Source organism: Hathewaya histolytica, assembly GCF_901482605.1.
Lineage (GTDB): Bacteria > Bacillota > Clostridia > Clostridiales > Clostridiaceae > Hathewaya > Hathewaya histolytica.
This window is the reverse complement of record NZ_LR590481.1, coordinates 1,754,060-1,778,956: the sequence shown is the minus strand read 5'-3', so window position 1 is coordinate 1,778,956 and position 24,897 is coordinate 1,754,060. Positions and strand designations below refer to the sequence as shown.

Genomic DNA, 24,897 nt, shown 5'->3' with positions numbered 1-24,897 from the left:
TTAATAATAAGCATTTTGGAATATTCATAAAATGCAAAAGGGGGTAGGGAAGAGATTTAAATTAAAAAGTCATAGGATTAAAAATTATCTGTTATAAGAACGATATTTGGGAGGTATACTATGAAGAAAATACTTAGCATTATATTAGCTATATTAGTGATTGTAAGCCTAGGGGGGTGCTCACAAGGCAATGATAAGAAAAAGTCGGAAGCAAGTAAGAGTATTGAGGTAGAAGATATTAATGGAGATAAAATTGTTTTAAAGAAACCAGCTGAAAAGATATTTTTAGGTTTTTACATAGAAAATTATTTTGCTATATCTGGAGATTTTAAATTAGATAGAATTGTTGCAATGTCAAAAGGAGAAACAAAAGACTTAATGAATGCAATGTGGTCAAAATATGCAAAAGTAGCTCCAAATCTAGAAAATTGCATAGACACAGGATCCATTTATTTAGATAGTTTTAGTATGGAAAAGTTAATCGAAGCAAAACCAGATTTGGTTATCCTTGCACCTTATCAAGCTAAAAAGCTAGGAGATGGTATTAAGACAATTAAAAATCTTGGGATTCCTGTAGCGGTAGTTGATTACAATTCATTTACTTTAGATAAACATATAAAGAGCACAGAAATACTCGGTAAGCTTTTAGGAAAAGAAGAAAGGGCAAAGGAACTTATAGAAAACTATAAAAAGCAAATAAAAGATGTTGAAGATAGAGTAAAAGAAATACCAGAAAGTAAATTTAAATCAGTTTATTTTGAACTTGCAAGTCAAGGGCCAGAGACTTATGGAAACTCTTATGGAAGTTCTCTGTGGGGAAACATACTTAAAACTGCAAGATGTAACAACATAGCAAAAGAAAAAATTAAAGAGTACGGGCCATTAAATCCTGAATATGTTATTTCTACAAACCCAGAGGTTATAATTTTTTCTGGACAAACTAATTCTAAAGATGAGGGTAAAAAAAGATTTGAAATGGGCTTTGATGTAAAAAAAGAAAGATCCTTAGAAACTATGAATATGTATTTAAAAAGGCCAGGTTGGGATAACTTAAATGCAGTTAAAAATAAAGAAGTATATGGTGTTGATCACAGTGGACTTAGAACACTTTATGATTACGTATATCTTCAATACATTGCTAAAGCTATTCACCCAGAAAAGTTTAAAGATGTAGATCCACTAGCAAACTTAAATGAGTTCTATAAAAAGTATTTACCTGTAAAACCAGAGGGTACTTTTATGATAAAGGGGGAATAGGTAATGCAAACCCCAAAAGAAGTGCTGGAGGATTTAAATAAGGGAGAAGATATATACAAAAGTATTAACCGAAGAAGACTTCTTTTATTTGTTATAGTAACTGTAGTATTAGCCATGGTTTGTATTATAGATTTGGTTGTTGGACCATCTGGTATGCCACTATCTGATGTAATAAGTACATTGTTACAAGGACCAGGGAATACAAGTGTAAATTCAGCTGTAATGTGGTCTATAAGACTTCCAATGACTTTTACCTGTGTATTTGTTGGAGCATCATTAGGACTTGCAGGATCGCATATGCAAACAATATTAAACAACCCTTTAGCAAGTCCATACACACTTGGCATATCTTCATCAGCAGGCTTTGGAGCTTCACTTGCTATTTTAACAGGTTTTACTATTGGAAATATAGGTTGGCTTTCTATACCACTGATGGCATTTCTATTTTCATTTATATCTAGCTTATGTATTTATTTCATAGGTAAAAATAAAGGCATGAAATCTATAACAATGATATTAACAGGGATTGTTATTCACTTTTTATTTCAAGCACTACAATCTCTAGTTCAATATATGTCTGCACCAGAAGTATCTCAACAAATTGTATTTTGGATGTTTGGAAGTTTATTAAAATCCAGTTGGATTGGTGTTTTTGTTACAATGAGTATTTTTATCATTTGTCTCTTATTAACAACAACAGTAATATGGCAAATAACAGCATTATCTGCTGGAGAAGAAAGGGCAAGAAGTCTTGGAATAAATGTGGACAAACTAAAATTAAAGATATTTTTAATTGCAACATTACTAACAACTGGAGCGGTTTCTTTTATAGGTCCAATTGGATTTATAGGGCTAATCTCTCCACACTTTGCAAGGATGTCAATTGGAGAAGATCAAAGATATTTATCGCCTATTTCTGCTATATTTGGTGCTCTTATTATGGTTGTTGCTTCTATAATATCTAAAATGATAAAACCAGGTGCAATGATACCAATAGGAATTGTTACATCCATTGTTGGGGTACCATTCTTATTATTCTTATTACTATCGAAAGGAGCAGAATAATGAGTTTTATGAAGGCTGACAAAGTTTCAGTTAAGTTTAAAAATAAGGAAGTTTTAAAAGATATAACAGCTACATTTCACGAAGGCGAGGTAACTTCTATTATAGGGCCAAATGGTACAGGAAAGACTACATTTATAAAGGCTATATCAAAAATGATTAATTATGAAGGAACTATACATATGAATGAAAATCCAAAAGAAAAACTTCCTATGGATAAAATTGCGTATGTTCCTCAAATGAGTAGTAGTAACTCTAACTTAACTGTATTTGAAATGGTATTGCTTGGACATATGAAGGATTTAAGATGGAAAATTCCTAAGGAAAAATTAGAAGAAACAAATAGGATATTGAAAAAAATAAATTTGAGTCATTTAAGTCGTAATAAGTTTTCAAGTCTAAGTGGTGGACAAAAGCAACTTGTTATTATGGCTCAGGCCTTAGTTTCAAAACCCAAAATACTACTATTAGATGAACCAACTAGTGCATTAGATATAAGACATCAATTGCAAGTCCTAGATTTAGCAAGAGAATATACTAAAGAAAATAATGCTATTACTATTGTGGTAATTCATGATTTAGCTTTATCTACAAGATATAGTGATAAAATCATATTACTTAACGGAGGATATGTAGCAAAAGAAGGACTTGCAGAAGAAGTATTGGACCCATTTTTATTGAAAGAGGTATATAAAGTAGAAGTAGAAGTTTGTTGTACTAAGAAGGGGTATCTTAGCGTAACGCCAGTTAAATGCAGTTAGTAATAAAACATTATTTTATTAACGATTAAATACTAAGAACAAAAGGTTGAGAGGTTAGGGGAGATATGGAAAAACATAAATTTTTATTAGATTTAAAATTAATAAACATAGATATTAATGAAATTATGAACTTATGTAATGAACATAATGAATGTTGTACAGTTTTAAAAGATAAGCTTGATTATGTATGTGAATTTATATTAGATAGTTCTAATAACTTAAAATGGAATAAATATATATCAGAAAAAGATCAAGATACTTTAATAAGAGATTTGAGATATGCTACTGCAGCAGCATTAGGGTGTGTTGAAAAATGTCAGGCACGTAGTATATTAAGTGATAACCTAGATTCATTTAAGTATTCTGATGACCTAAGACTTGCAGTAGAAAATGAAATATTAGAATTTGATATAAATAAGAAGTCAAAAATTTTATTTATAGGTTCTGGTGCTATGCCAATAACAGCATTTACTATAAATAATGAAGTTAACTCTGAAGTAGTTTGTTTAGATATTGATAATGAAGCACTTGATTTATCAGAAAAGTTATCTAATAAATATGGTATTAAAAATATATCGTTTTCATCAAAAGATATACGTAATTTTGATTTAAAGAGCTTTAGCCATATTATAATAGCTTCTTTAGTTGAATCAAAACTAGATATTGCAAAGTACTTATTAGAAAATATCGATGATGATACAAAGATTATTTTAAGATATGGAAATAAATTAAAGAGCATATTTAACTATCCCTTGGATATAAAGAAAATAAGTAACTGTCAAAAAACAATAATAAAAGATAATAAATATATTTATGAAAGTGTAGTTTTGGAGAAAATTTTATGATGAATAAAAATATGAATAATAATTTAAAAAATACACTGATAATAGGTTCTGGCCCAGTTGCAATTAATATGATAATTAATTTATCCAAGGGATTTTCAGATGAAATTGGAGTAGCTGTTAGAGATAGTAACAAATCTTTATGCTTTGTAGAAGAATTAAAAAAGAATAATTTCATATTAAAAGGAAATGTAGCTAAAAAAGAATTATCTATGATGGAAGGAAGTTATAAACTAAAAAATTTATATGTAGACTATTCCGATATAAAAGACATTTGGGAAACCATGATATTGTGTGTTCCTTGTGATTGTTATATAGAAGTATTAAAAAGTTTAAACCTTAAAAAATTAGAAAGATTAAAAACCATTATTTTAGTATCACCAGAGTTTGGATCAAGTATATTAATTTCTAACTATTTAAAAATATATGGAAGAGATATTGAAATAATTAGTTTATCAAACTATTTTGGAGCTACAAAGTATACATCTACAGAATCTTTATTAGAAATAACAACAAAAGCTTTGAAGAAAAAAATATATATGGGTTCAACTCTAAAAGGTAGCAATAAGATAGAAGTTCTTGAAAGTTTTTTTAAAGAAGTTGGGGTTACTTATGAAGTATTAGATGAAGCACTAGAAGTAGAAAGTAAGAACATAACTGTTTTCGTCCACCCAGCTTTTTTAATTAATGATATTAGTTTAAATCAAATATTTGACTATGATAAAACCAATAAATATGTGTACAAGCTTTATCCAGAAGGCCCAATAACAATGAAAACTATTGAAGTTATGTGTTATCTATGGAAGGAAATATCTAATGTATATAGTCATTTGAAAATTAAACCTATAAATCTTCTTAAATTTTTAAATGATGATAATTATCCTGTGCTTGAGAAATCTATATCAAGAGAGGATATAGATAATTTTACTAAGTATAGTCAAATAAAACAAGAATATTTACTTTATGTTAGATATTCTTCAATATTAATAGATCCTTTTTCTATTCCTGATGAGGAGGGGAGATATTTTGAGTTCTCAAAAGTCTCTTACCCTAAAGTCTATAAAGATAACTTTGGAAAATGGAATATACCTAGGATGCCCTTTGAGGACTATAGAAAGATTAAGCTTTTATATAGCATTGGATCAATGTTAAATGTAGAGATGAGAAATACAAAAGAGTTAATAGATGTATTTGATATGTATTTAAATAGATTTATTAATGATAAAGGTAAAGAAAATATGAATGATAACATATTTAAAGATAATATCTTAAACAGTGCAAAAATTATAGTTGAGGAGCGATTTAATGAAAATAAATAAAGGTGTTTTATTAGCTATACTATCTTCTCTCACGTTTAGTATAATGAATGTTTTGGTGAAATCTGTAAGTGCCAGGATACCATCTAATGAAATAGCGTTTTTTAGGGGTATAATTGGAACGGTGCTAATATTGATTTTAATGAAAACTTCTAATATAAAGTTTTCTAAAGAACAAAAACCATTATTATTGCTTAGAGGTATGCTTGGAGGACTTTATATGGTAACTTACTTCTTTGCTATTTCTACAATGAAGCTTGGAGATGCAGCAATACTTGCTCACTTATCTGGACTTTTTGTAATGCTATTTTCATCAATTTTTCTAAAGGAGAAATTACCGAAAAATGCTTGGATGTTTATCATTATTATTTTATTTGGTGCCGCACTTATCATAAACCCATTTAGATACTCTACTTATTCTTTCTATGCCATCTTTGGATTGTTAAGTGCAGTTTTATCGGCAAGTGCTTCAATTACCATAAGAAAATTAGCAAAGTCTAAGAAACATCATCATTACGAAATAGTGTTTTATTTCTTAGCTGCATCTACTATAGTTGCTGGAGTATTGATGAGAAATAACTTTGTAATACCAACAGCAAAAGAATTAATCCTGTTAATCTTGTTAGGTGCCGTTTCCTTATTAGCACAAATATTCTTAACAGGTGCTTTCGGAAATGCTAATGCAGTAATTGTAGAAGTTGTAAGATATATAGGAATATTCTTTAATACCGCTTGGGGATTTATTTTATTTGGAGAAGCTTTATCTGTATATTCTATTATAGGAGGAATACTAATTGTTGGAGCATCTATTGTTTTATCTAGACAAAAAGCAGTTTCATAAGAAGAATAGTTGAAATAAAGGAATGAATTATTAAAATATTGCCTCAATTTAGAAAGGCAATTTTCTAGATTGAGGCAGAAGTTTTTAGTTGAATATAAATTTTATAAATTACAATTCAATTATAGTAATATTGAGTTTTACCATTGGTAATGATTAACTCCTCCAGTTACATCATTAGTTTTATCAAACCAAGAATCTAGAAGTTCAAACCAATTTCCAACTTTATTTATTTCAGGATCTTGTCCATCTTTACACCAACTTAATTTTCCGTAAGGATTCAATCCATATTTAACTGTATCTATTGAATTATACCAACTTTGCATAGTCCAATGAGGTATCTTGGTTGATGTATAATAAGTTGAATATTTTTTATCTCCATTAGGTAAGAATATACTCAATCCATTTTTTCCTTCTTTAAAATTATTACTAGGGTCTCCAAAAGAATAAACTATCATTTCATTTAATTTATTCATAGCATTTGAAGCTAAATCTTTAGTTTTACTACTAAAATTTTCACTTTTATTTATTTTTTCACATAAATCATACACGTCAAAATAAGGATATTCAACCCATTCTCCTTCAGAATATTCATCGAAGTAATGCATTAAATCTGTATGAATTCCACTTCCTCTTAATTTTTCAATTTCAGATTTTTTGTTTTCATTACTTAGATTAACAGCTAAATTATCTATGGCTCTTTTTACTGATTCAGCTTTCTTTAAATCATAAAAGCTTAAGTGTTGATCATAGCGACCATTGGCATGTGTTGAGTCTCTTTGCTCTTCTACAAATAATGCACCTAATTGCTCATTGGTAATGGTTGCAGGATCAAAGTTTTGTTCTTTACCACCTAAAGTTAAATCATCCTCATTATTAGTTCCTCCACCAGCTTTTATCCTATCGAAAATCTTATCATATTTGAATCCAGGACCCCAAACTACTGGGCTTGAAGCAACTAAAGTATCGGCAGAAAATCCTCCATTACCTGGTCTATACTGATACGCTACTTCTGCAGTTCCCATAAGGCATGCATCAAAGGCAAGTAAATCAACTGATTGTTTTTCTGTTAAATGATCTGAAATTTCACCCATATAAAGGCAGTCTGCTTCACCATTTTTATCAAGGTTACTATCATCCCAGCAAATTGCTCTATTTAATCTTGGATTTGATTTTTCCCTTGCACCACCACCATGATTAGCCATTATAAGCACATATTTATCAGCCTCATAATTAGATTTACAATAATCAATAAATTTTTTAAGAACTTCAGGATCCCCCATGTTAGCTTCATATTTACTAGTAGTACTTATTTCTGGAAATTCATTTTTACCGTCTAATCTATTTGCCTTATTGTGTTCAATCTTATAAAGACGTGTATCACTAAAATCTTCACCTAAAACTTTTTCGTCACTGCTATATCTTGGGGATCTGTCTACAAGAGCAATTAAATTTAAATTAGGACTATCCTTATATCCTGTTTTCATTTCCTCGATATCATTTAATAGACTTCCTTCCAAGTTATTATCTGCGTCGCAATAGTACATAATAGTTACTTTTTGATTTTTGTTTTTATTACTCTTGCTTGTAACTTGTTGTACTTCTTTTAAGTTATTATCCTTGGATTTAGTTACTGGATTTGCATATACGGGTTTGGAATTTAAAAATGAAGTAGTTATCAAAGCTGTCATTAATAGTGTTGATACTTTTCTTCTTAACATAATACATACCTCCAAAAGTATATTTTAAATTTAATTTATAGTTTTATAGCATCTATAAATTAAAATTTAATCCATATAAATACATTATGTACCATTATAAGAGTTATTATTTAAAGTTTTACATTATTTTTATATTTAATATATTCTATAATGTTTAGGATAATCCTTCTTAAACTTCAGAAAAAAATTATTTTTTTAATTTAAACTATAATTTCATTATAATTAATATTCAAGCATTACAATCGGGGGGTATATTTTATGGTCTTTGAATTTACTTATATATTACAATCTCAAAAAGGAAGTTATCTGAACTGTTAGATATATTAAGTGATCAATCATTTGTTTTGTTAAAAATCTACATTAGGTCTTTAGGTTCAAGGATTTAATATAGGACTCTTGCTTTTTATATTACGTGGTAAAAGCATTCTATGATATAATGATTACGTAATTATGGTAGTGATGGAAAAATCAAAAGCTGAATTTAACTATTTAGTAGAAGAGTATACTAACTTACAAATAATTTTTTAAAAAAGCAATTAATTAATAAAAGCTGATACTCCATTATTAGATGATACAAAAGATTACTTTAATCTTTATATATATGGCATTGATTATAGCTAGATAATCAGTATTGGGTTGATAAGGGCTGGATAAAGGATAAAATAAAATGATTGTTTTTAAAGTCATTATGAACAAATCTGTGCTTTCTAAATTAGTCATTTGGGTTGGAGGTTAAGTATGAATTTTGGGATATTATTAATAGAAACTGTACTTATAACAATGATTTTTAATTTGGTTATATTCATTCCTTTATGTAAAAACCCAGTTTGGTGGATTCATGATTATCCAAAAGATATTCAAGAAGAATATTTTAAAACTCATGAAAGAATACCATCAGAACCATTAAGTAAAACAGCTATAATTAAGAAAGGAATATTTCTTTTACTTAGCCTTATAGTACTTGTTATTCTAATGGGTTTAGCCCAGGTAAAAACCTTTTTAGAGGGTTTCTTAGGAAGCTTTTTTATTTGGGTTATAATTAATATTTGGGATTGTTTCTTTATGGATTGGATTTTATTTGCTAATATTAAGGCAATAAGATTACCTGGCACTGAACATATGAATAAAGAATATCATCAAAAAAAGTATCATTTTGTTCATGGAGTAATAGGAATATTAATAGGAATATTCCCATGCTTATTTGTAGGGGTATGTATTTTATTAATTAACTTATAAATTCTATTTGCAGGGCAAAATGAAAGGAGAAAAAATGATAAATAAAAATAAAAGTTTAGCATGGTTAGATGAACATAAAAAAATTACTCTTGATGAAGCAATTAAAGATGTTAATAATCCAGTTAGAGGTATTTACGGTATTTTTGTGAAAGATGAAGAAATGAGATGTGTATATGTAGGACGCACATCCAGTATATACCAGAGGATGTTCAGCGCTGAGGGACATATAACTAAGTTGATGAATGAAAATCATACAAATTTACAGCTAATGGCTGCAGTGCAAAGTGGAAAAGAAATAGTTATAAAAATATTAGAAAAGGTTCCGTTCAAGTTTGATAATTACTATAAAGATATGCAACGCTTAGCATCAGCAGAAAATAAATATATTGATATTTATCAAGAGAAAAATCAGTGCTTAGAACAAGTTCCTGAGGGAACAAGGATAAGTGAAAATGAATGGGAAGATATGAAACTCCAAAATTCCAATTTGAAGGGGAGATAGGTGTGGATATATGTAAAGAATTTTATAGTGAAGAAAATCGTAGTACGCCATTATTGCATTTACAAGATTGTCTAGAAAGTCATACAAAATATTTGCAAGGATTGAGGATTTAAAAACTTATCTTGATAAGAATAAAAATAAAATGCCTATTAAAACTTAATCTATTTCTTTTGTGGATAGCTTATTTTTATATGCCAATTTTTTATTGTGCTAGTGACATCTTATGTATACATTTTATGGTTTATAAAGAAAATAAAAATTATAATTACACTATAATAATTTTATAAAAAATACAAGTAAATAAGTTTATATAATAATTTTTGTAATATAATGTTGAAAAATATTTGATTAATCTGATTATTATATGTTAAAATGATTTTGTAAAATTGAATATATAGAGAATAGGTTTAATAGATATTAATATCTATTAATTAAATGGGAAGTGGGTTAGAATCCCACGCGGTCCCGCCGCTGTAATAGAAGAGTTCCTGCAATTATGCCACTGGGAAACTGGGAAGGCTGTAGGAATGTTGATACTTGAGCCAGAATACCTGCCTGTTTTTAATTTGAGAGCAACTCTACGAGCGATAGGGGGTGTAATGTCTTAGAATTTTTTTGATATGTGAACCCTTAACTTTGTGTTAAGGGATTATTATTTTATAGGGATAATTTGTTTTCAAGAGGTGAAATATGAAAATAGCTATTGGTGTATGTGAAAGAATTAATGGAATATGTACAACCATGGGATGCTTTAGAGCTTTCAATAACAGAGATAAAACCTTCAGTAGGTATAAAAATCAACAGTTAGAACTTGTATCTTTTTTTACCTGTGAAGCATGTTCTAATAAATCTGATGAAAATTTAATCAATATAGCTAAAAAATTAGAATCAGAAGGTGTTCAAAAACTTCACTTAGGTGTTTGTATTGTTAAATGTGAAGTTGAAAGGCTCAAAGAAATAAAATCAATATTTGAAAAGTATCATATAGAGGTAATAGAAGGTACTCACTAAGAATATTAGTAAATTTACAAAGGGGAGAAATTTAAATGAAAAAGACGATAAGTATAGTTTTGGCAGCATTAATTGCAATAGGAGTAACTGGATGTAGTGGTAAAGATACAGCAACTAAACCTAAAACAGAAACAAAGGTAGAGGATAGTAATAAACAATCGTCACATTATCCTGTTACAATTACAACATATGATTATGCTAAGAAGCCTGTTAAAGTTACATTCCAAAAGTCACCGGAAAAGGTTGTTGCAGTTTATCAAAACTCAATAGAAACATTATTAGCATTAGGATTACAAGATAAAATTGTTGGGGCAGCTGGATTAGATCATGATGTTAAAGTTGAATATAAGGATGCTTTTAGTAAGGTGAAATATTATGAAAAAGTGCCAACAAAGGAAGAAGTAATCGGATTGCAACCTGACTTTATATTAAGCTGGTATTCTTTATTTGGCGATAAAAAACTTGGTGATGTAGGCTTTTGGCATGAGAGAGGTACAAATACATATATGGCTCAAAATAGTGGTGTTATTAAACAAAATACACTACAAAATGAGTACGATGATATTCTAAACGTAGGTAAAATTTTTAATGTGGAAGATAAAGCGAATAAGATGGTTAACACAATGAAAGATGAAATTGAAAAATCTAAAAACTTTGTTAAAGGAAAAAAAGCTGTAAAAGCAGTAATCCTTGAAGTGGAGAAGGAAGGCGTATACAGAATCTATGGAGAAGATAGTATAGGTGGAGATATAGCAAAACAAGTTGGAGCAGACTTGGTAGCGAAATCAAATGGAACTATAGGAAATGAAGAGTTAATAAAGCTTAATCCCGACGTTATTTTTACTGTTTACTATGGCAAAGAAATCGATAGAGATTCTGCATTAAAAAGTATTATGGATAATACTGCACTTTCAAGTATTTCAGGAGTAAAGTCTAAGAGAGTTCACCCTATAATGCTAAGTGAAGTTTATGCTAGTGGTATTAGAACACTAGATGGTATAAAAACAATTTCAAAGGGCTTATATCCTGAGCTATATGGGAGTAAATAAGGATGAAAAAAATTGGTAAACATAGAGAACAAAATGGTTTACTTAAGGGAACACCTGCTTATGTAGGTGTTTCCATTGCACTTATGATCATTTTGATTTTTTCTATTTTAATAACTGTAACTATGGGTTCAGTAGATATTTCTATAAAAGATGTATATAGTATAATAATCTATAAGATATTAGGCGTTGGGGATGCGAATATTTTATCTAAGGGTCCTGTACACGACATTGTATGGTTTGTAAGACTGCCAAGAATTATTCTTGCAGTTGCTGTAGGCATAGGTCTTTCAGTATCTGGAATTGTCATGCAAGCTATTGTAAAGAATCCTTTGGCGGATCCTTATATACTGGGAGTTTCTTCAGGGGCATCTTTAGGGGCTACACTTGCCGTAGCACTTGGAGTAGGTGTTTTTTTGGGTGGTAATTATGTAGGGATATCAGCTTTTATAGGAGCATTTTTAATATCAATACTTGTGTTAAGTCTTGCAAATGTTAAGGGAAGAGCAAACTCTACAAAGCTTTTGCTAGCAGGTATGGCATTAAGCACTGTATGTTCAGCATTTTCAAGTTTTGTTATATACTTTACTAATGATAGAGAAGCTAGTAAAACAGTAATGTATTGGCTTATGGGAAGCCTTGCCGGTGCAAAGTGGGAGGTTATAGTAATAATTTTCCCAATTGTAATATTAACTACATTATTTTTTATGACGCAATATAGAACTCTCAACTTGATGTTACTTGGAGATGAGGTTTCCATAACTTTAGGTAAGGATCTACATAAATATAGACAGTTTTATCTTATAGTTACATCTATTATGATCGGCTTTATAGTATACTCATCCGGTATGATTGGATTTGTTGGACTAATTATTCCCCATTTAGCAAGAATGATATTTGGTACGGATCATAAAAGAATTGTTGTAATATCAGCACTGATAGGAGCTATATTTTTAGTTTGGGCGGATGTTTTATCTAGAATAATAATACCAGGAAATGAACTTCCAATAGGTATATTAATTTCTATGATAGGTGCTCCAAGTTTTATATATTTAATGGTAAGTAAGTCATATGGATTTGGAGGTAATTCTTAATGGAGTTAAAAACTTTAAGCATAGAAGCATATTTAGGGGAAAGTCATATTTTAAAAGGCCTAGATATCAATGTAAAGAAAAAAGAATTTGTAGGAATTATAGGACCTAATGGTAGTGGTAAAAGTACACTTTTAAAATGTATATACAGGACATTGAAACCTTCTATGGGAGCTATATTATTAGATAATAAAAATATTAAGGATTTTTCTATTAAGGAAACTGCGAAAAAAATGGCTGTGGTATCACAACATAATAATTATAACTTTGACTTTACTGTTGCTGATATGGTTTTAATGGGACGATCACCACATAAAAAGTTTATAGAAAAAGATAATGCTGAGGACTATAGGATTATGGAAGAATCCTTGGAAAAGGTAGGCATGAAAGAGTATGTTAACCGAAGTTTTTCAAGTCTTTCAGGTGGAGAAAGGCAAAGAATAATTCTTGCAAGGGCATTGGCACAAAAAACTGAATGTCTAATATTAGATGAACCTACAAATCATTTAGATATAAAATATCAACTACAGTTTATGGCTACAGTAAAGAAACTTGAAATTACAGTTATATCTGCTATTCATGATTTAAATATTGCCGCATTATATTGTGATAAAATTTATGCTATGAAGTCAGGTAAAATACTTAGTTATGGAACTCCAAAGCAAGTACTAACAGAGGAGTTAATAAAATCTTTATATGAAGTGGATGCTAAAGTTACTGAGGATAGGGAAACTGGTATCTTAAATATTATGTATAAACCATGTATATAAATATGTAAAATAGTAAGATTTATTTTGCATTAGCATAATATACTTAATGAATAGATTTAAAGTGAATCTTATTAATTGTACAATAGAAAATATATTTAAAAACTTTTAAAGGGACATATAGCTGTCCCTTAGTTATTTTAGAAGTCTTCTTTGAATAGTTTTTCAATGGTGTTAACATCATTAGTAAATTTCAAGGGTCTTACTGCTGGTCCTTCTATTATTTCTCCTTTATATGAAAATCTTGAACCGTGACAAGGGCAATCCCAGGATTTTTCAGCAGGATTCCAATTTAATTCGCATCCCATATGTGTACATGTGGTGTTTACTAAATACAGAACGCCATCTTCATCCTTATATGCTCCAGCTCTTTTTCCTTCCAATTCTAAAACTTTTCCTTCTCCTTTATTGAGCTCTATATGTTCTGGTAATGTAGAAAGTTTACCATCTATAAGATTTTTTGCTACACTGAGATTTCCAGTCATAAAGTTTTTAGCAGATCCAATAATATTTTTACGTGATGGGTTATATACGTCTTGCCATGGGCTTTCTCCTTTAACAATCAAGTCTCTAAGAAGTATTGAAGAAGCTATACTATTTGTCATGCCCCACTTTCCAAAACCAGTGGCAATATACAAGTTGGGTGTATCTGAAGTGAAATGGCCCACATAAGGTAATCCATCTAAGGTCATGCAATCCTGGGTAGACCAATGGAAGGGTATATCTTCTACAGTAAAGGTGCTATTTGCAAAATCTATTAAGTCTTCATATTGTTTTAGGGTATCTTTACATTGCCCAGTTTTGTGGCTATTGCCACCTACAAGTATAAGTTCATGATTTTCATAACTTTGAGCTCTAAGTGAACGTGTAGGTTCTTCAGCATTTATATACATTCCACCTGGATATTTCTCTTTTGCTTTAATTGCAACCACATAAGATCTCTCAGGAAAAAGTCTAGTAAAGTACATTCCATGTTTATTATAAAAAGGGTAATGAGATGCAATAATAACTTTTTCGGAAGTAACTTTTTTCCCCTGTTCAGTTGTAAGTATATAGTTCTTATCTTTTGTAATATCAATTACTCTACTTTCTTCAAATATGAGAACTCCATTATTATGTATAACTTTGGTTAAACCAAGTACGTATTTAAGTGGGTGAAACTGAGCTTGATTATCAAAACGAACTGCCCCCTTAATGGATATTGGAAGAGGTGTTTCTTCTACGTAAGATGCCTTAATACCTAAGGTTGATGCTATTTTAGCTTCTTGACTAATTTTTTCAATGTAGTCTTCTTCTGATGTGTATATAAATGCAGATTGAGAAATATAATCACAGTTAATATTATTTTCATCTGCAATTTTCTTTATTTCACTAATGGCAGACTCATTAGCCTCAGCATATTGTTTTGTTAACTCTAATCCTATTTGATTTTGAATTTTACTATAAATAATATCATGTTGGGATGTGATTTTTGCTGTTGTATGCCCTGTAGTAGCTTGAGCTATATGATTGGACTCAAGAAGTGCTACTTTTAAACCTTCTTTCTGTAACATGTACGCACATGATACACCTACTATGCCCCCACCAATTATAGCTACATCTACATTTATATCTTCATTTAAAGGTGGGTAGTCTGTTATATCTGTAGATGCCATCCAATAAGATTGGGGCGAGTTTTTAAAGTTCATTTGATTATCTATATTCATACTTTGCCTCCATATATAAATTCTTACAGATCTATTGTTTACTTTTATAAGGAAAAGTATTCATAATCATGGGTGGGAAGAGGGCATAATTTTAATGTATATAGAAAATTAAATTTTTACGTAATCAATCTAACTAATACGATTTATAAAAAAATAAAAGAATTTATCTATATCTTTTTCAGTTATGTGATTTTTTAGATGTATAAAGTTAAACTCTCTTTGAATAATAAAATCGGATATTTCAATCTTAGCAATGTTACCATTATTTATTTCCGACATTGCAGCATCTTCATACATAAAGCTAATACCTAGATCGCTTTTCACCATTTCTTTTATAACATTTACATTTCCAATTTCTATTGTATCTTTAAAGTTTTCAAGGGTTAGATTTTTATCAAAAAGTCCTCTTTCAAGCACTTCGCGAGAGCCTGAGCCTTTTTCACGAACTATTATTGTTTCATCTTTAAGATCATATAATAACACAGTTTTTTTTGATACTAATGGATGAGTTATAGGTGCTGTAAGTATAAAATTAGCGTTTTTATATAATTGAGTTTCATAATTTGCTTTGTTAAATAGCCCTTCAACTATGGCAAAACTAATTTCCCCCTTTTCTAGCATATCCAACACTTTTTTTGTGTTATTAACATACATTGTTATTTCATATTCAGGAAACTCTTTTATGAAGTCTCCAAGTAATGGGGATATGGTGAATTCACCAATAGTCAATGTAGTTGCAAATTTTAGTGTCTTAATTTTTTTATTTGTTTCTTTAAGTTCTTCTGCAATTAATTTTTCATTAGCTTTTGCACTTAATGCATACTTGTGAAAAAGTTCTCCTGCCTTTGTAAGTTTCAACTCTCTATTTTTATATTCTAGAAGCTTACAACCATAGTTTTTTTCTAAAAATTGAATATGCTGAGTTACTGCAGGCTGAGTTATACAAAGTTCTTCTGAGGCTTTGGTATAACTCTTATTTTTACATACAGCTAAGAAAGATTCTATTCTTAAATCTAGCATTTTATAAGCACCTCTATAAATTTAATTTATTAATATATAAATATTTATAATTAGATTTTATAGTAGCTCAGTGCTAAAATCAAGAAGTAATATATTTAAGGAGCTGAATTTTATGTCATGTATAAAAAAATATTTAGTAGGGATATTTATTACAGTAATACTTGCACTTGTATCAAATTTTTTAAGTGGATTAATTCCATACAAATTAATAAGTGCTGGGGTTTTTGCACTACTTTTAGGAATGGCTTTAAATCCAGTAGTTTCTAAACAAAATATACTTAATGAAGGATTGAAATTTACTTCAAGTAAGGTTCTTAAAATTGCGATTATACTTATGGGAGCATCTCTTAGTTTTTCACAAGTAGTAGAGGTTGGTAAGTTTTCATTGATTGTTATGACATTTACTCTTATAACAGCTTTTGCTGGAGGATATATATTAGGTAAACTTTTTAACATGGATTGGAAGCTTTCATCACTTATTTCTGCAGGGACAGGCATCTGTGGGGGTTCTGCCATTGCAGCTATTGCACCAGTTATAGAAGCAGAGGATAGTGATATTGCTTATGCTATATCTGCTACATTTATATTTGATATTGTTATGGTAATTCTCTTTCCTATAATGGGAAAGTATTTTGGAATGACAGATTTAGGATATGGATTATGGGCTGGAACAGCTGTAAATGATACCTCATCTGTAGTTGCTGCTGGATATGCTTTTTCTGATGCTGCAGGTAAATTTTCTGTTATAGTTAAGCTTACACGTACTTTATCTATTGTTCCTGTAGTACTTATATTTTCATATATTAATGAGAAGCTTAAGAGAAAAAATGATCAACGAGAATTTTATTTAGAAGAAAAACATAAAAATCATGAAAAGCGAAAGGTTAATATTAAAAAGATTTTTCCTTGGTTTATAATTATGTTTATTGGATTAGTTTGTATTAAAAGTGCTGGAGTAATTCCAGATACCTTCAGTAAATATATAACTAGTACAAGCAAGTTTTTAATGGTTATGGCCTTAGGAGCTATTGGACTTCAAACAAATTATAAAAAGCTTTCAAAATCAGGGTTTGCTCCTATGGTTCATGGATTTATCATATCAGCTTTAGTTGTTATAGCTGCATTTTTAGTACAGATGTTTATAGGTCAGATATAGTTTGTTTCATAATATATGTTTAAAATATTCATAATTTATAGTATAATATGTAAAGGGATGCCAATTATGGTATCCCTGTTTTATTAATATATACTTATTTAATATACCCATAAAATAATTGAAGAACTATAGACTTTAGGTGAGGAAATATTAATTATTTTTATTATGTTTAAAATTAAAGTATATTAAATAAATTGACATAAACTTTAAAATATGTTATATAAAAATTAAAGATATTAGCACTCAAGTATAAAGAGTGCTAATAATTAAATGCATTGATTGATTAATATATAAGTTAATAACTTATATATTATGTTTTCTTTTATTGGAAGGGAGAGAGGTAAATTGGAAACAAAACAATTTAAAGCAGAATCTAAAAGACTTTTAGATCTTATGATTAATTCAATTTATACTAATAGGGAGATTTTTTTAAGAGAACTTATTTCTAATGCTAGTGATGCAATTGATAAAATTTATTACAAAGCATTATCAGATGATTCCTTAAGCTTTGAAAAGGAGAACTATTATATTAAACTAATGGCTGATAAAGAAAATAGATTATTAAAAATCTCTGATACTGGTATTGGAATGACAAAGGAAGAACTTGATGATAATCTTGGAGTTATAGCTAAAAGTGGATCTTTACAATTCAAAAAAGAAACGGAATTAAAAGATGGATATGATATAATTGGTCAGTTCGGTGTAGGATTTTATTCTTCATTCTTAGTAGCTGATACAGTTACAGTTATAAGCAAAGCCTTTGGAAGTGATGAAGCTTACAAGTGGGAATCTAAAGGGGTAGATGGATATACTATTGAACCATGTGAAAAAGATTCCTTTGGTACAGAAATCATACTTAAAATAAAAGAAAATACAGAGGATGAGAATTTTGATGAATACCTAGAACAGTATAAAATAAAGTCAATAATTAAGAAGTATTCTGATTTTATTAGATATCCAATAAAAATGGATATAACTGAAGAAAAGCTTAAAGAAGGTAGTGAAGGAGAATACGAAGAGTATACAGAAGAACAGACTGTAAATAGTATGGTTCCAATATGGAGAAAAAATAAAAAAGAACTTAAGGATGAGGATTATGAGAACTTCTATTCTGAAAAACACTATGGTTTTGATAAACCAATAAAGCATATTCATATTAGTGTTGATGGTATGGTAAGTTATAATGCAATTTTATTTATTCCAGAGAAGACACCATACGATTTCTATACAAAGGAATATGAAAAAGGTTTAGAATTATACTCAAATGGTGTTCTAATTATGAATAAGTGTGGAGATTTACTACCTGATTATTTTGGGTTTGTTAAAGGAGTAGTAGATTCAGAAGATTTATCACTTAATATATCTAGAGAGATATTACAGCACGATAGACAGTTAAAACTTATTGCTAAAAATATAAAAAATAAAATAAAGAGTGAGCTTGAAAACTTATTAAAAAATGAAAGAGAGAAATATGAGGAGTTTTATAAGTCTTTTGGATTACAATTAAAATATGGTGTTTATAGTGATTTTGGCATACATAAGGATGAGCTACAAGACTTATTAATGTTCTATTCATCAAAAGAGAAGAAGATGGTAACTTTAGATGAATATGTTTCAAGAATGCCAGAAGATCAAAAATATATCTACTATGCATCAGGTGAGTCTATAGAAAGAATTGAGAAACTTCCACAAACAGAGGTTGTATTAGATAAAGGATATGAAATATTATACTTTACAGAAGATGTAGATGAGTTTGCTGCAAGTGTAATGGCAAACTATAAGGAAAAAGAGTTTAAATCAGTATCAAGTGGTGATTTGGGTATAGACCAAGAAGAAAATGAGAACTCAACTAATTCTGATGACCAAGAGAATAATGATTTATTTGAACATATGAAAGAGATATTAAAAGATAAAGTTAAAGATGTTAGATCATCAAAGAGATTAAAAAATCATGTTGTATGTCTAGCAAATGATGGGGAACTTACTATTGAAATGGAAAAAATACTAAACTCCATGCCTAACAATCAGAACATAAAGGCAGATAAAGTTTTAGAAATAAACATAAATCATGATGTATTTAAGTCACTGAAAGAAGCTTATGAAAGTGATAAAGATAAATTTAAGTTATATACAGATTTATTATATAATCAAGCATTACTTATAGAAGGGTTAGCTGTAAGTGATCCAGTAGAGTTTACAAATAATATTTGTAAGATAATGAAATAGATAATATTAAATAAAAATTAAAGAGGATGTCTTAAAATGATTTTAATCATAAAAAGACCTCCTCTTTTTTATTTAGATTAACAATCCTGCTATGGTAGCAGTCATAAAGGCTGATAATGTTCCAGCTAGGACTGCTCTAAGTCCAAGTTTAGCTACATCTTTACGCTTTTCTGGAGCTAGGCTTCCAATAGATCCTATTTGAATAGCTATGGAACCAAAATTAGCAAATCCACAAAGAGCATAAGTTAATATAATTATGGTTCTTTCACTTAAAGCTTTTTGTGCTATTAATGGGGACAGATTACCATAAGCTACAAATTCATTTAAGACAATTTTTTGACCTAGAAGATTTCCAGCTGTTGCTATATCACTTGTTGGAATTCCCATAATATATGCAACAGGTGAGAATAACTTACCAAATACCCAGTTTAAACTTAGGAAACTTGCACCAAAGAATCCACCAACAAAAGATATAATATAATTTAAGAAGGCTATTAATGCTACAAAGGCTATTAATAATCCACCAACGTTTATTGCTATTTGAATACCTTCAATAGCTCCATTAGCAGCAGCTTCTATAATGTTAGTTGCAGTTTTTTCTTGTTCTAATTTTACTCCATTTTTAGTTACGGGTTCTTCTACTTCTGGTATCATAATTTTAGCAACAACAAGTCCTGCAGGTGCAGCCATAACGCTAGCTGCAAGTAAGTGAGAAGCGTTAACCCCAAGGGCAACATATCCAGCCATAACACTTCCGGCTACAGTGGCCATACCTCCAACCATAACAGCAAATAATTCTGAAGAGGTCATATCTTTTAAATATGGTTTTACTATAAGGGGAGCTTCATTTTGGCTTAAGAATATATTAGATACTGCAGAAGTTGTTTCTGCACCACTAGTTCCTAAAAGTTTTGCAAGAACCCTAGAAATTATGGATATAATAAATTGCATAACTCCAATATGATAAAGTATTCCCATAAGAGCTGAGAAAAATATTATTGTAGGCAATACTTGGAAAGCAAAAATAAATCCTATAGAATCATTATTTAATAAGTTTCCAAATAGAAATTTTGCCCCTTCTCCAGTAAAGCTTAGAAGTTTGTCTATAATTTTACCTAAAAGTCCAAAGAATTTTTGGCCTAAAGGAACTTTTAGAACTAATATAGCAAAGATTCCTTGAAGAGCGAATCCAAGAACAACTAGTCTCCAATTAATAGCTTTTCTATTATTAGAAAATAGATAAGCTATTCCTAAAAAAACAATTAAACCTAAAATACCTATTAATTTATTCATGAGCACGTCTCCATATGTATAGATTTTAGCTAATATAATAGAAAAACATTAATTATATTAAAATACCACCTATAAATATAATTTATATTAAAACATTTTTCAATATAATTTTTAATTCAGACTGAATATATAAAGAGATATAGAATAAATAATTCATTGCTTTGAGGTATAGTGTTTCCTCTAGAAGGAAAAATATTAATAAATGGTGACGCAAAAAAATATTATAACATAAAAGTTTTATAAGGAATATAAAATGATAAGAGGTAGGATTTATCTATGACTATAATAAGAGAAAAGGGACTATCTCAAGATAATGCTTTGAGATAGTCTCATAAATTAATTATATTATTTCCTTAAGAAGTTTTGAAAAGTATTCCACATGTTCTTTCTCTTCGTCAAGTATGGTTTTAAGCATGTCTTTAACATCTTCAGACTTAAGTCCTTTATACATATGAGTATAAAGTTCTACTGTAAGCTCTTCAGATTTAAGAGCTTGTTTTATAGATGATTCTAAATTTTTAAAAGCATCCTTAGGCTCTTCTTTTTTATCAAATACTTTATTTTCAATTAATTTTCTTAGATATTCACTTACTTCAGGATCACTAAGATAATCTGAATTTAATTCATCTTCATTTTTTTTAGAATACTCATCGAAGAGCTTTTGAAACTTTTCTTTATGCATAAGTTCTTGACCTGCTGCCATAACTAAAAATTCCTTAACTTTTCCATCAGTATATTTAGCACCATTTAAATAAAAATTACGTCCTTCTTCTTCAGTTAAAATTGCAACCTTAAGCATCTCAAGTATACTAAAATTATTTGACATATAATTCTCCACCCCTTCTACTAATTGCCTATTAACTAAATAATACATTACAAGGACATATTTATCAATACTTAAGGAAGTACTACCTAAGCAAAAATATTATCAATATCAATATAAATTTATAAGATAATCATATTAAATTTGGTTTTGTATTTATTTTACCAGTATTGGAACTTATATTGATTTTTTGTTACAAACCCCATATAATTTATATGGAATGAAAATCAAAATCATTTAAATTAGGTATATTATTTAAAGCGATTAGGGGAGTTGAGGAACTTTGAAAACTAAAAAAAACATTGTACGTATGTATGATAAATATATTAAAGAAGAGTTTCATTGCAAAACCTCAGAAGAACTTTTAGGCAAGAAATATATTATTGGCGAGCAATTTGGAGTTGGCAATTTTTCAAGAATGAAAATAGAGGATGGATTAGAAATTTCAAAGCTTGATATGTATTCAACAAATATGTATTTTGATAATAGGGGATATGGGGATCAGATTTTAGAAATGGGATATTGTTATAGTGGAATTACGAAAATTTTAGCTTTGCCTAGTAATAAAGAATACGTTCTTAAGGAAGGTCAAATTTTTTTATATAAAGTATCAAATGATGTAGATTATTTTAAATTTAAATATGATAAATGCAGGACTATTTCTATCCATATGCATTTTGATACTATTAAGGATGCCGTGAATCCAATATGGGAACACAAGGTAATAATGGACTGGGAAACACAAATGAATAACGTATTTGAAAAAGATATATTAATAATTGAGAAAGCTAGTTATGATATAAAAAGGATAGCAGAAGAAATAGATACCATTCCAATTAACAATATGATAGGATATATGAAGTTAAAGTTTAAGACTATAGAATTTTTATCTACTTTTTTTGAAAGAAACTCCAATATAAAATCAATCCAAAATTCAGAAGATGGGGAAAAAGAAATTATAATTAAGGCTAAGAATATAATAAATAAAAATATTCAAAGTACCCCATCCCTTAAGGAATTAGCTAGTAATTTAAATATAAGTTTATATAAATTACAAAAAGCTTTTAAAAATACTACAGGCAATACAGTTTATGAATATATAAAGAAATCAAGAATTGAAAAAGCAGAATATTTATTAAAAAATACGGATATGTCTATTTTAGAAATTGCAAATGAAGTGGGCTATGAAAATCCAAGTAAGTTTTCAAATGTCTTTAAAAGTTATAAGAATTTGAATCCATTACAATATAGAAAAGCAAATACTAATCAATATAAATAATAATGTTATTTTTCTAAAAAAGTTATTAAGAATGCTCTAAATTCAATAAAAATCCTATATTTAGGTTTTTGTTTTTGGAGCATTTTTTGTTTTTTTTGGAGTTGAAGTTGAAAATGATTTTCAATTATAATGAATGCAAGGTTTATTTCATAATTTTATTAAAATAAAGAAGAGGAAGGGGAGTAATTATGAAAGAAAAATCAAATTTAAGTTTTCTTCTAGAGGTATCCGACAGGGAAAAAATAAAATTATATATATCAGCTTTGTTTAGTATAATAAGTTCACTCTTTGCTATAGTACCATATATTCTTATGTATAATATAATATTGGAGCTTTTTAATGATTCGGTGAATTATGAAAGAATTAAATCCATGGCTATAATTGTAGGCATTATTATAATTTTGAGGATGGCTATATTCCTACTGTCAGGAGTATTTTCTCATATAGCAGCTTTTACAATACTATATGAACTTAGAATAAAGGCAATAAATCATATGTCAAAGCTTAATATGGGTTTTTTTACTGGAAACACTATAGGAAATGTTAAAAAAACAATTAATGAGGATATAGAAAAATTAGAAAATTTTATAGCTCATCAAATTCCAGACTTATCAGCAGCTATTGTAGCTCCTATTATAATTATAGGATATCTTTTATATTTAAACTGGAAACTAGCCTTAGTTTTATTTATTCCTATTATATTAGGATTTTTAAGTCAAATACGCATGTTTAAAGGTATGAAAGAAAAGATGACTCATTATCATGAGTTAGTTAAAAGACTTAACTCTACCATTATCCAATATATAAATGGAATGAATGTAATGAAAGCTTTTAATTTATCTGCAAAGTCTTTTAAAAACTACAAGGATATTACCGAAGAATATGCAGATTATTGGATTGATTTAAGTATGAAAACCGCCCCTCTTTATGGTGTGTTTTTGGTTCTTATAGATTCAGGACTTTTATTTATAATTCCTATTGGAGGAGTTATGTTTTTAAAGGGAAGTATAAATGCATCTACTTATGTAATATTTCTAATTTTAAGTGCAAACTTTCTTACTTCTTTTAAACAACTATTAGAATTTGGAGGAACTTTCTCAATGTTGTTAGAAGGAGCGGGAAAAGTAAGAGATATACTTAATAAAGAAGTACAGGTAGAAGGTAATAGGTTATTAAATAAAGACATTAATGGAAAAATAGAGTTTAATAATGTTACATTTAAATATGATAAAGAGGATATTATAAAAAACCTATGTTTAACTATAGAGCCTAAAAATATAGTTGCTCTTGTAGGTCCTTCAGGTTCAGGAAAAACTACATTAGGTCAACTAGTGGGAAGGTTTTGGGATGTAGAAGAAGGTAATATTACTATTGATGATATAGACATAAAAGATATAAAGATGGAAGAGCTTATGGATAGGGTATCCTTTGTATTTCAAGATGTATTCATGCTCCAAGATAGCATATTAGAAAATATTAGAATGGGTTCTGATAAAAACATGGATGAAATTATAGAAGCTAGTAAAAAGGCACAAATTCATGATTTTATAATGAGTTTACCTGAGGGGTATGAAACATGCCTTGGAGAGAATGGAATTAAACTTAGTGGGGGAGAAAAACAGAGAATTTCTATTGCAAGAGCTATATTAAAGAATAGCCCTATTGTAATTTTAGATGAAGTTACTTTTTATTCAGATATAGAAAATGAAAGTAGAATACAAGAGGCACTTAGGAATTTGTTAAAAGGAAAAACTGCTATAATTATAGCTCATAGGTTATATACAATAAAAAATGCAGATAAAATTGTAGTATTAGAAGAAGGTAAAATTATAGAGCAAGGTACTCATAATTATCTTATGAATAAAAAAGGCTTATATAAACATCTTTGGGATATGTATGATTATGAAATTACAGAAACGCCACAAGTAGCAGGAGGTATGTAAT

General features: G+C 28.9%; 21 protein-coding genes and 1 riboswitch. Of the genes, 16 read left to right on the top strand and 5 right to left on the bottom strand.

All coding sequences use genetic code 11. The features are described 5' to 3' along the window. Positions 1–120: 120 nt before the first annotated feature. The 6 genes from FGL08_RS08665 to FGL08_RS08640 all read left to right on the top strand — a co-directional run bounded on the left by FGL08_RS08665 (position 121) and on the right by FGL08_RS08640 (position 6,079). Entirely contained in the window at positions 121–1,257 is a 1,137-nt protein-coding gene (locus FGL08_RS08665; RefSeq protein ID WP_138210412.1) for an ABC transporter substrate-binding protein, read from the top strand. A gap of 3 nt (positions 1,258–1,260) precedes the next feature. Further along, complete coding sequence (locus FGL08_RS08660) at positions 1,261–2,322, top strand: FecCD family ABC transporter permease (protein ID WP_138210411.1); 1,062 nt, start codon at positions 1,261–1,263, stop codon at positions 2,320–2,322. After that, the gene (locus FGL08_RS08655; RefSeq protein ID WP_138210410.1) at positions 2,322–3,080 is read left to right on the top strand and encodes an ABC transporter ATP-binding protein; all 759 of its coding nucleotides are present in this window, start codon (positions 2,322–2,324) and stop codon (positions 3,078–3,080) included. Before FGL08_RS08660 ends, FGL08_RS08655 begins: the two co-directional genes overlap by 1 nt. A 65-nt stretch (positions 3,081–3,145) precedes the next feature. Further along, complete coding sequence (locus FGL08_RS08650) at positions 3,146–3,925, top strand: nicotianamine synthase family protein (protein ID WP_138210409.1); 780 nt, start codon at positions 3,146–3,148, stop codon at positions 3,923–3,925. Continuing rightward, complete coding sequence (locus tag FGL08_RS08645; protein WP_138210408.1) at positions 3,922–5,241, top strand: opine metallophore biosynthesis dehydrogenase; 1,320 nt, start codon at positions 3,922–3,924, stop codon at positions 5,239–5,241. The genes FGL08_RS08650 and FGL08_RS08645 overlap by 4 nt, the downstream gene beginning before the upstream one ends. Next, positions 5,228–6,079, top strand: a complete 852-nt coding sequence (locus FGL08_RS08640) for a DMT family transporter (protein WP_243117966.1) — start codon at positions 5,228–5,230, stop codon at positions 6,077–6,079. The genes FGL08_RS08645 and FGL08_RS08640 overlap by 14 nt, the downstream gene beginning before the upstream one ends. 137 nt (positions 6,080–6,216) lie before the next feature. On the opposite strand, the gene cloSI is transcribed toward FGL08_RS08640, so the two are convergent. Further along, positions 6,217–7,797, bottom strand: coding sequence for a clostripain (gene cloSI / locus FGL08_RS08635; RefSeq protein ID WP_138210406.1), 1,581 nt, complete (start codon positions 7,795–7,797; stop codon positions 6,217–6,219). A gap of 738 nt (positions 7,798–8,535) precedes the next feature. On the opposite strand from cloSI, the gene FGL08_RS08630 reads away from it, so the two are divergent. The 6 genes from FGL08_RS08630 (at position 8,536) to FGL08_RS08605 (ending at position 13,453) form a co-directional block, all read left to right on the top strand. Continuing rightward, a complete protein-coding gene (locus FGL08_RS08630; RefSeq protein WP_138210405.1) occupies positions 8,536–9,033 on the top strand; it encodes a hypothetical protein in 498 nt (165 codons plus the stop codon). A gap of 19 nt (positions 9,034–9,052) precedes the next feature. Beyond that, positions 9,053–9,535: a hypothetical protein gene (locus FGL08_RS08625; protein ID WP_243117965.1), complete on the top strand. Its 483-nt coding sequence runs from the start codon at positions 9,053–9,055 to the stop codon at positions 9,533–9,535. A gap of 386 nt (positions 9,536–9,921) precedes the next feature. After that, positions 9,922–10,108, top strand: a riboswitch (cobalamin riboswitch). A 117-nt stretch (positions 10,109–10,225) separates the two neighbouring features. Next, positions 10,226–10,546: a CGGC domain-containing protein gene (locus FGL08_RS08620; protein ID WP_138210404.1), complete on the top strand. Its 321-nt coding sequence runs from the start codon at positions 10,226–10,228 to the stop codon at positions 10,544–10,546. Between the two features lie 35 nt (positions 10,547–10,581). Continuing rightward, a complete protein-coding gene (locus FGL08_RS08615; RefSeq protein ID WP_138210403.1) occupies positions 10,582–11,595 on the top strand; it encodes an ABC transporter substrate-binding protein in 1,014 nt (337 codons plus the stop codon). Between the two features lie 2 nt (positions 11,596–11,597). Then, positions 11,598–12,686, top strand: a complete 1,089-nt coding sequence (locus FGL08_RS08610) for a FecCD family ABC transporter permease (RefSeq protein WP_138210402.1) — start codon at positions 11,598–11,600, stop codon at positions 12,684–12,686. After that, the gene (locus tag FGL08_RS08605) at positions 12,686–13,453 is read left to right on the top strand and encodes an ABC transporter ATP-binding protein (protein WP_138210401.1); all 768 of its coding nucleotides are present in this window, start codon (positions 12,686–12,688) and stop codon (positions 13,451–13,453) included. The genes FGL08_RS08610 and FGL08_RS08605 overlap by 1 nt, the downstream gene beginning before the upstream one ends. Before the next feature lie 137 nt (positions 13,454–13,590). On the opposite strand, the gene FGL08_RS08600 is transcribed toward FGL08_RS08605, so the two are convergent. Together FGL08_RS08600 and FGL08_RS08595 are read right to left on the bottom strand one after the other, a co-directional pair. Then, complete coding sequence (locus FGL08_RS08600; protein WP_138210400.1) at positions 13,591–15,156, bottom strand: FAD-dependent oxidoreductase; 1,566 nt, start codon at positions 15,154–15,156, stop codon at positions 13,591–13,593. 129 nt (positions 15,157–15,285) lie between these two features. After that, positions 15,286–16,176 (bottom strand): LysR substrate-binding domain-containing protein, encoded by an 891-nt coding sequence (locus FGL08_RS08595; RefSeq protein ID WP_138210399.1) that lies wholly within the window; start codon positions 16,174–16,176, stop codon positions 15,286–15,288. Positions 16,177–16,288: 112 nt separating this feature from the next. Here FGL08_RS08595 and FGL08_RS08590 point away from each other — a divergent pair, with 112 nt between their 5' ends. Further along, a complete protein-coding gene (locus FGL08_RS08590) occupies positions 16,289–17,332 on the top strand; it encodes a YeiH family protein (RefSeq protein ID WP_138210398.1) in 1,044 nt (347 codons plus the stop codon). A 345-nt stretch (positions 17,333–17,677) separates the two neighbouring features. Further along, positions 17,678–19,558, top strand: coding sequence for a molecular chaperone HtpG (gene htpG / locus FGL08_RS08585; protein WP_138210397.1), 1,881 nt, complete (start codon positions 17,678–17,680; stop codon positions 19,556–19,558). A gap of 72 nt (positions 19,559–19,630) precedes the next feature. Here htpG and FGL08_RS08580 read toward each other — a convergent pair whose 3' ends face one another. Further along, entirely contained in the window at positions 19,631–20,851 is a 1,221-nt protein-coding gene (locus FGL08_RS08580) for a NupC/NupG family nucleoside CNT transporter (protein WP_138210396.1), read from the bottom strand. Between the two features lie 340 nt (positions 20,852–21,191). Beyond that, complete coding sequence (locus FGL08_RS08575; protein WP_138210395.1) at positions 21,192–21,677, bottom strand: ferritin family protein; 486 nt, start codon at positions 21,675–21,677, stop codon at positions 21,192–21,194. 280 nt (positions 21,678–21,957) lie between these two features. On the opposite strand from FGL08_RS08575, the gene FGL08_RS08570 reads away from it, so the two are divergent. Then, positions 21,958–22,953, top strand: a complete 996-nt coding sequence (locus FGL08_RS08570) for a helix-turn-helix domain-containing protein (protein ID WP_138210394.1) — start codon at positions 21,958–21,960, stop codon at positions 22,951–22,953. 188 nt (positions 22,954–23,141) lie between these two features. Further along, complete coding sequence (locus tag FGL08_RS08565) at positions 23,142–24,896, top strand: ABC transporter ATP-binding protein (protein WP_138210393.1); 1,755 nt, start codon at positions 23,142–23,144, stop codon at positions 24,894–24,896. Position 24,897 lies beyond the last annotated feature (1 nt).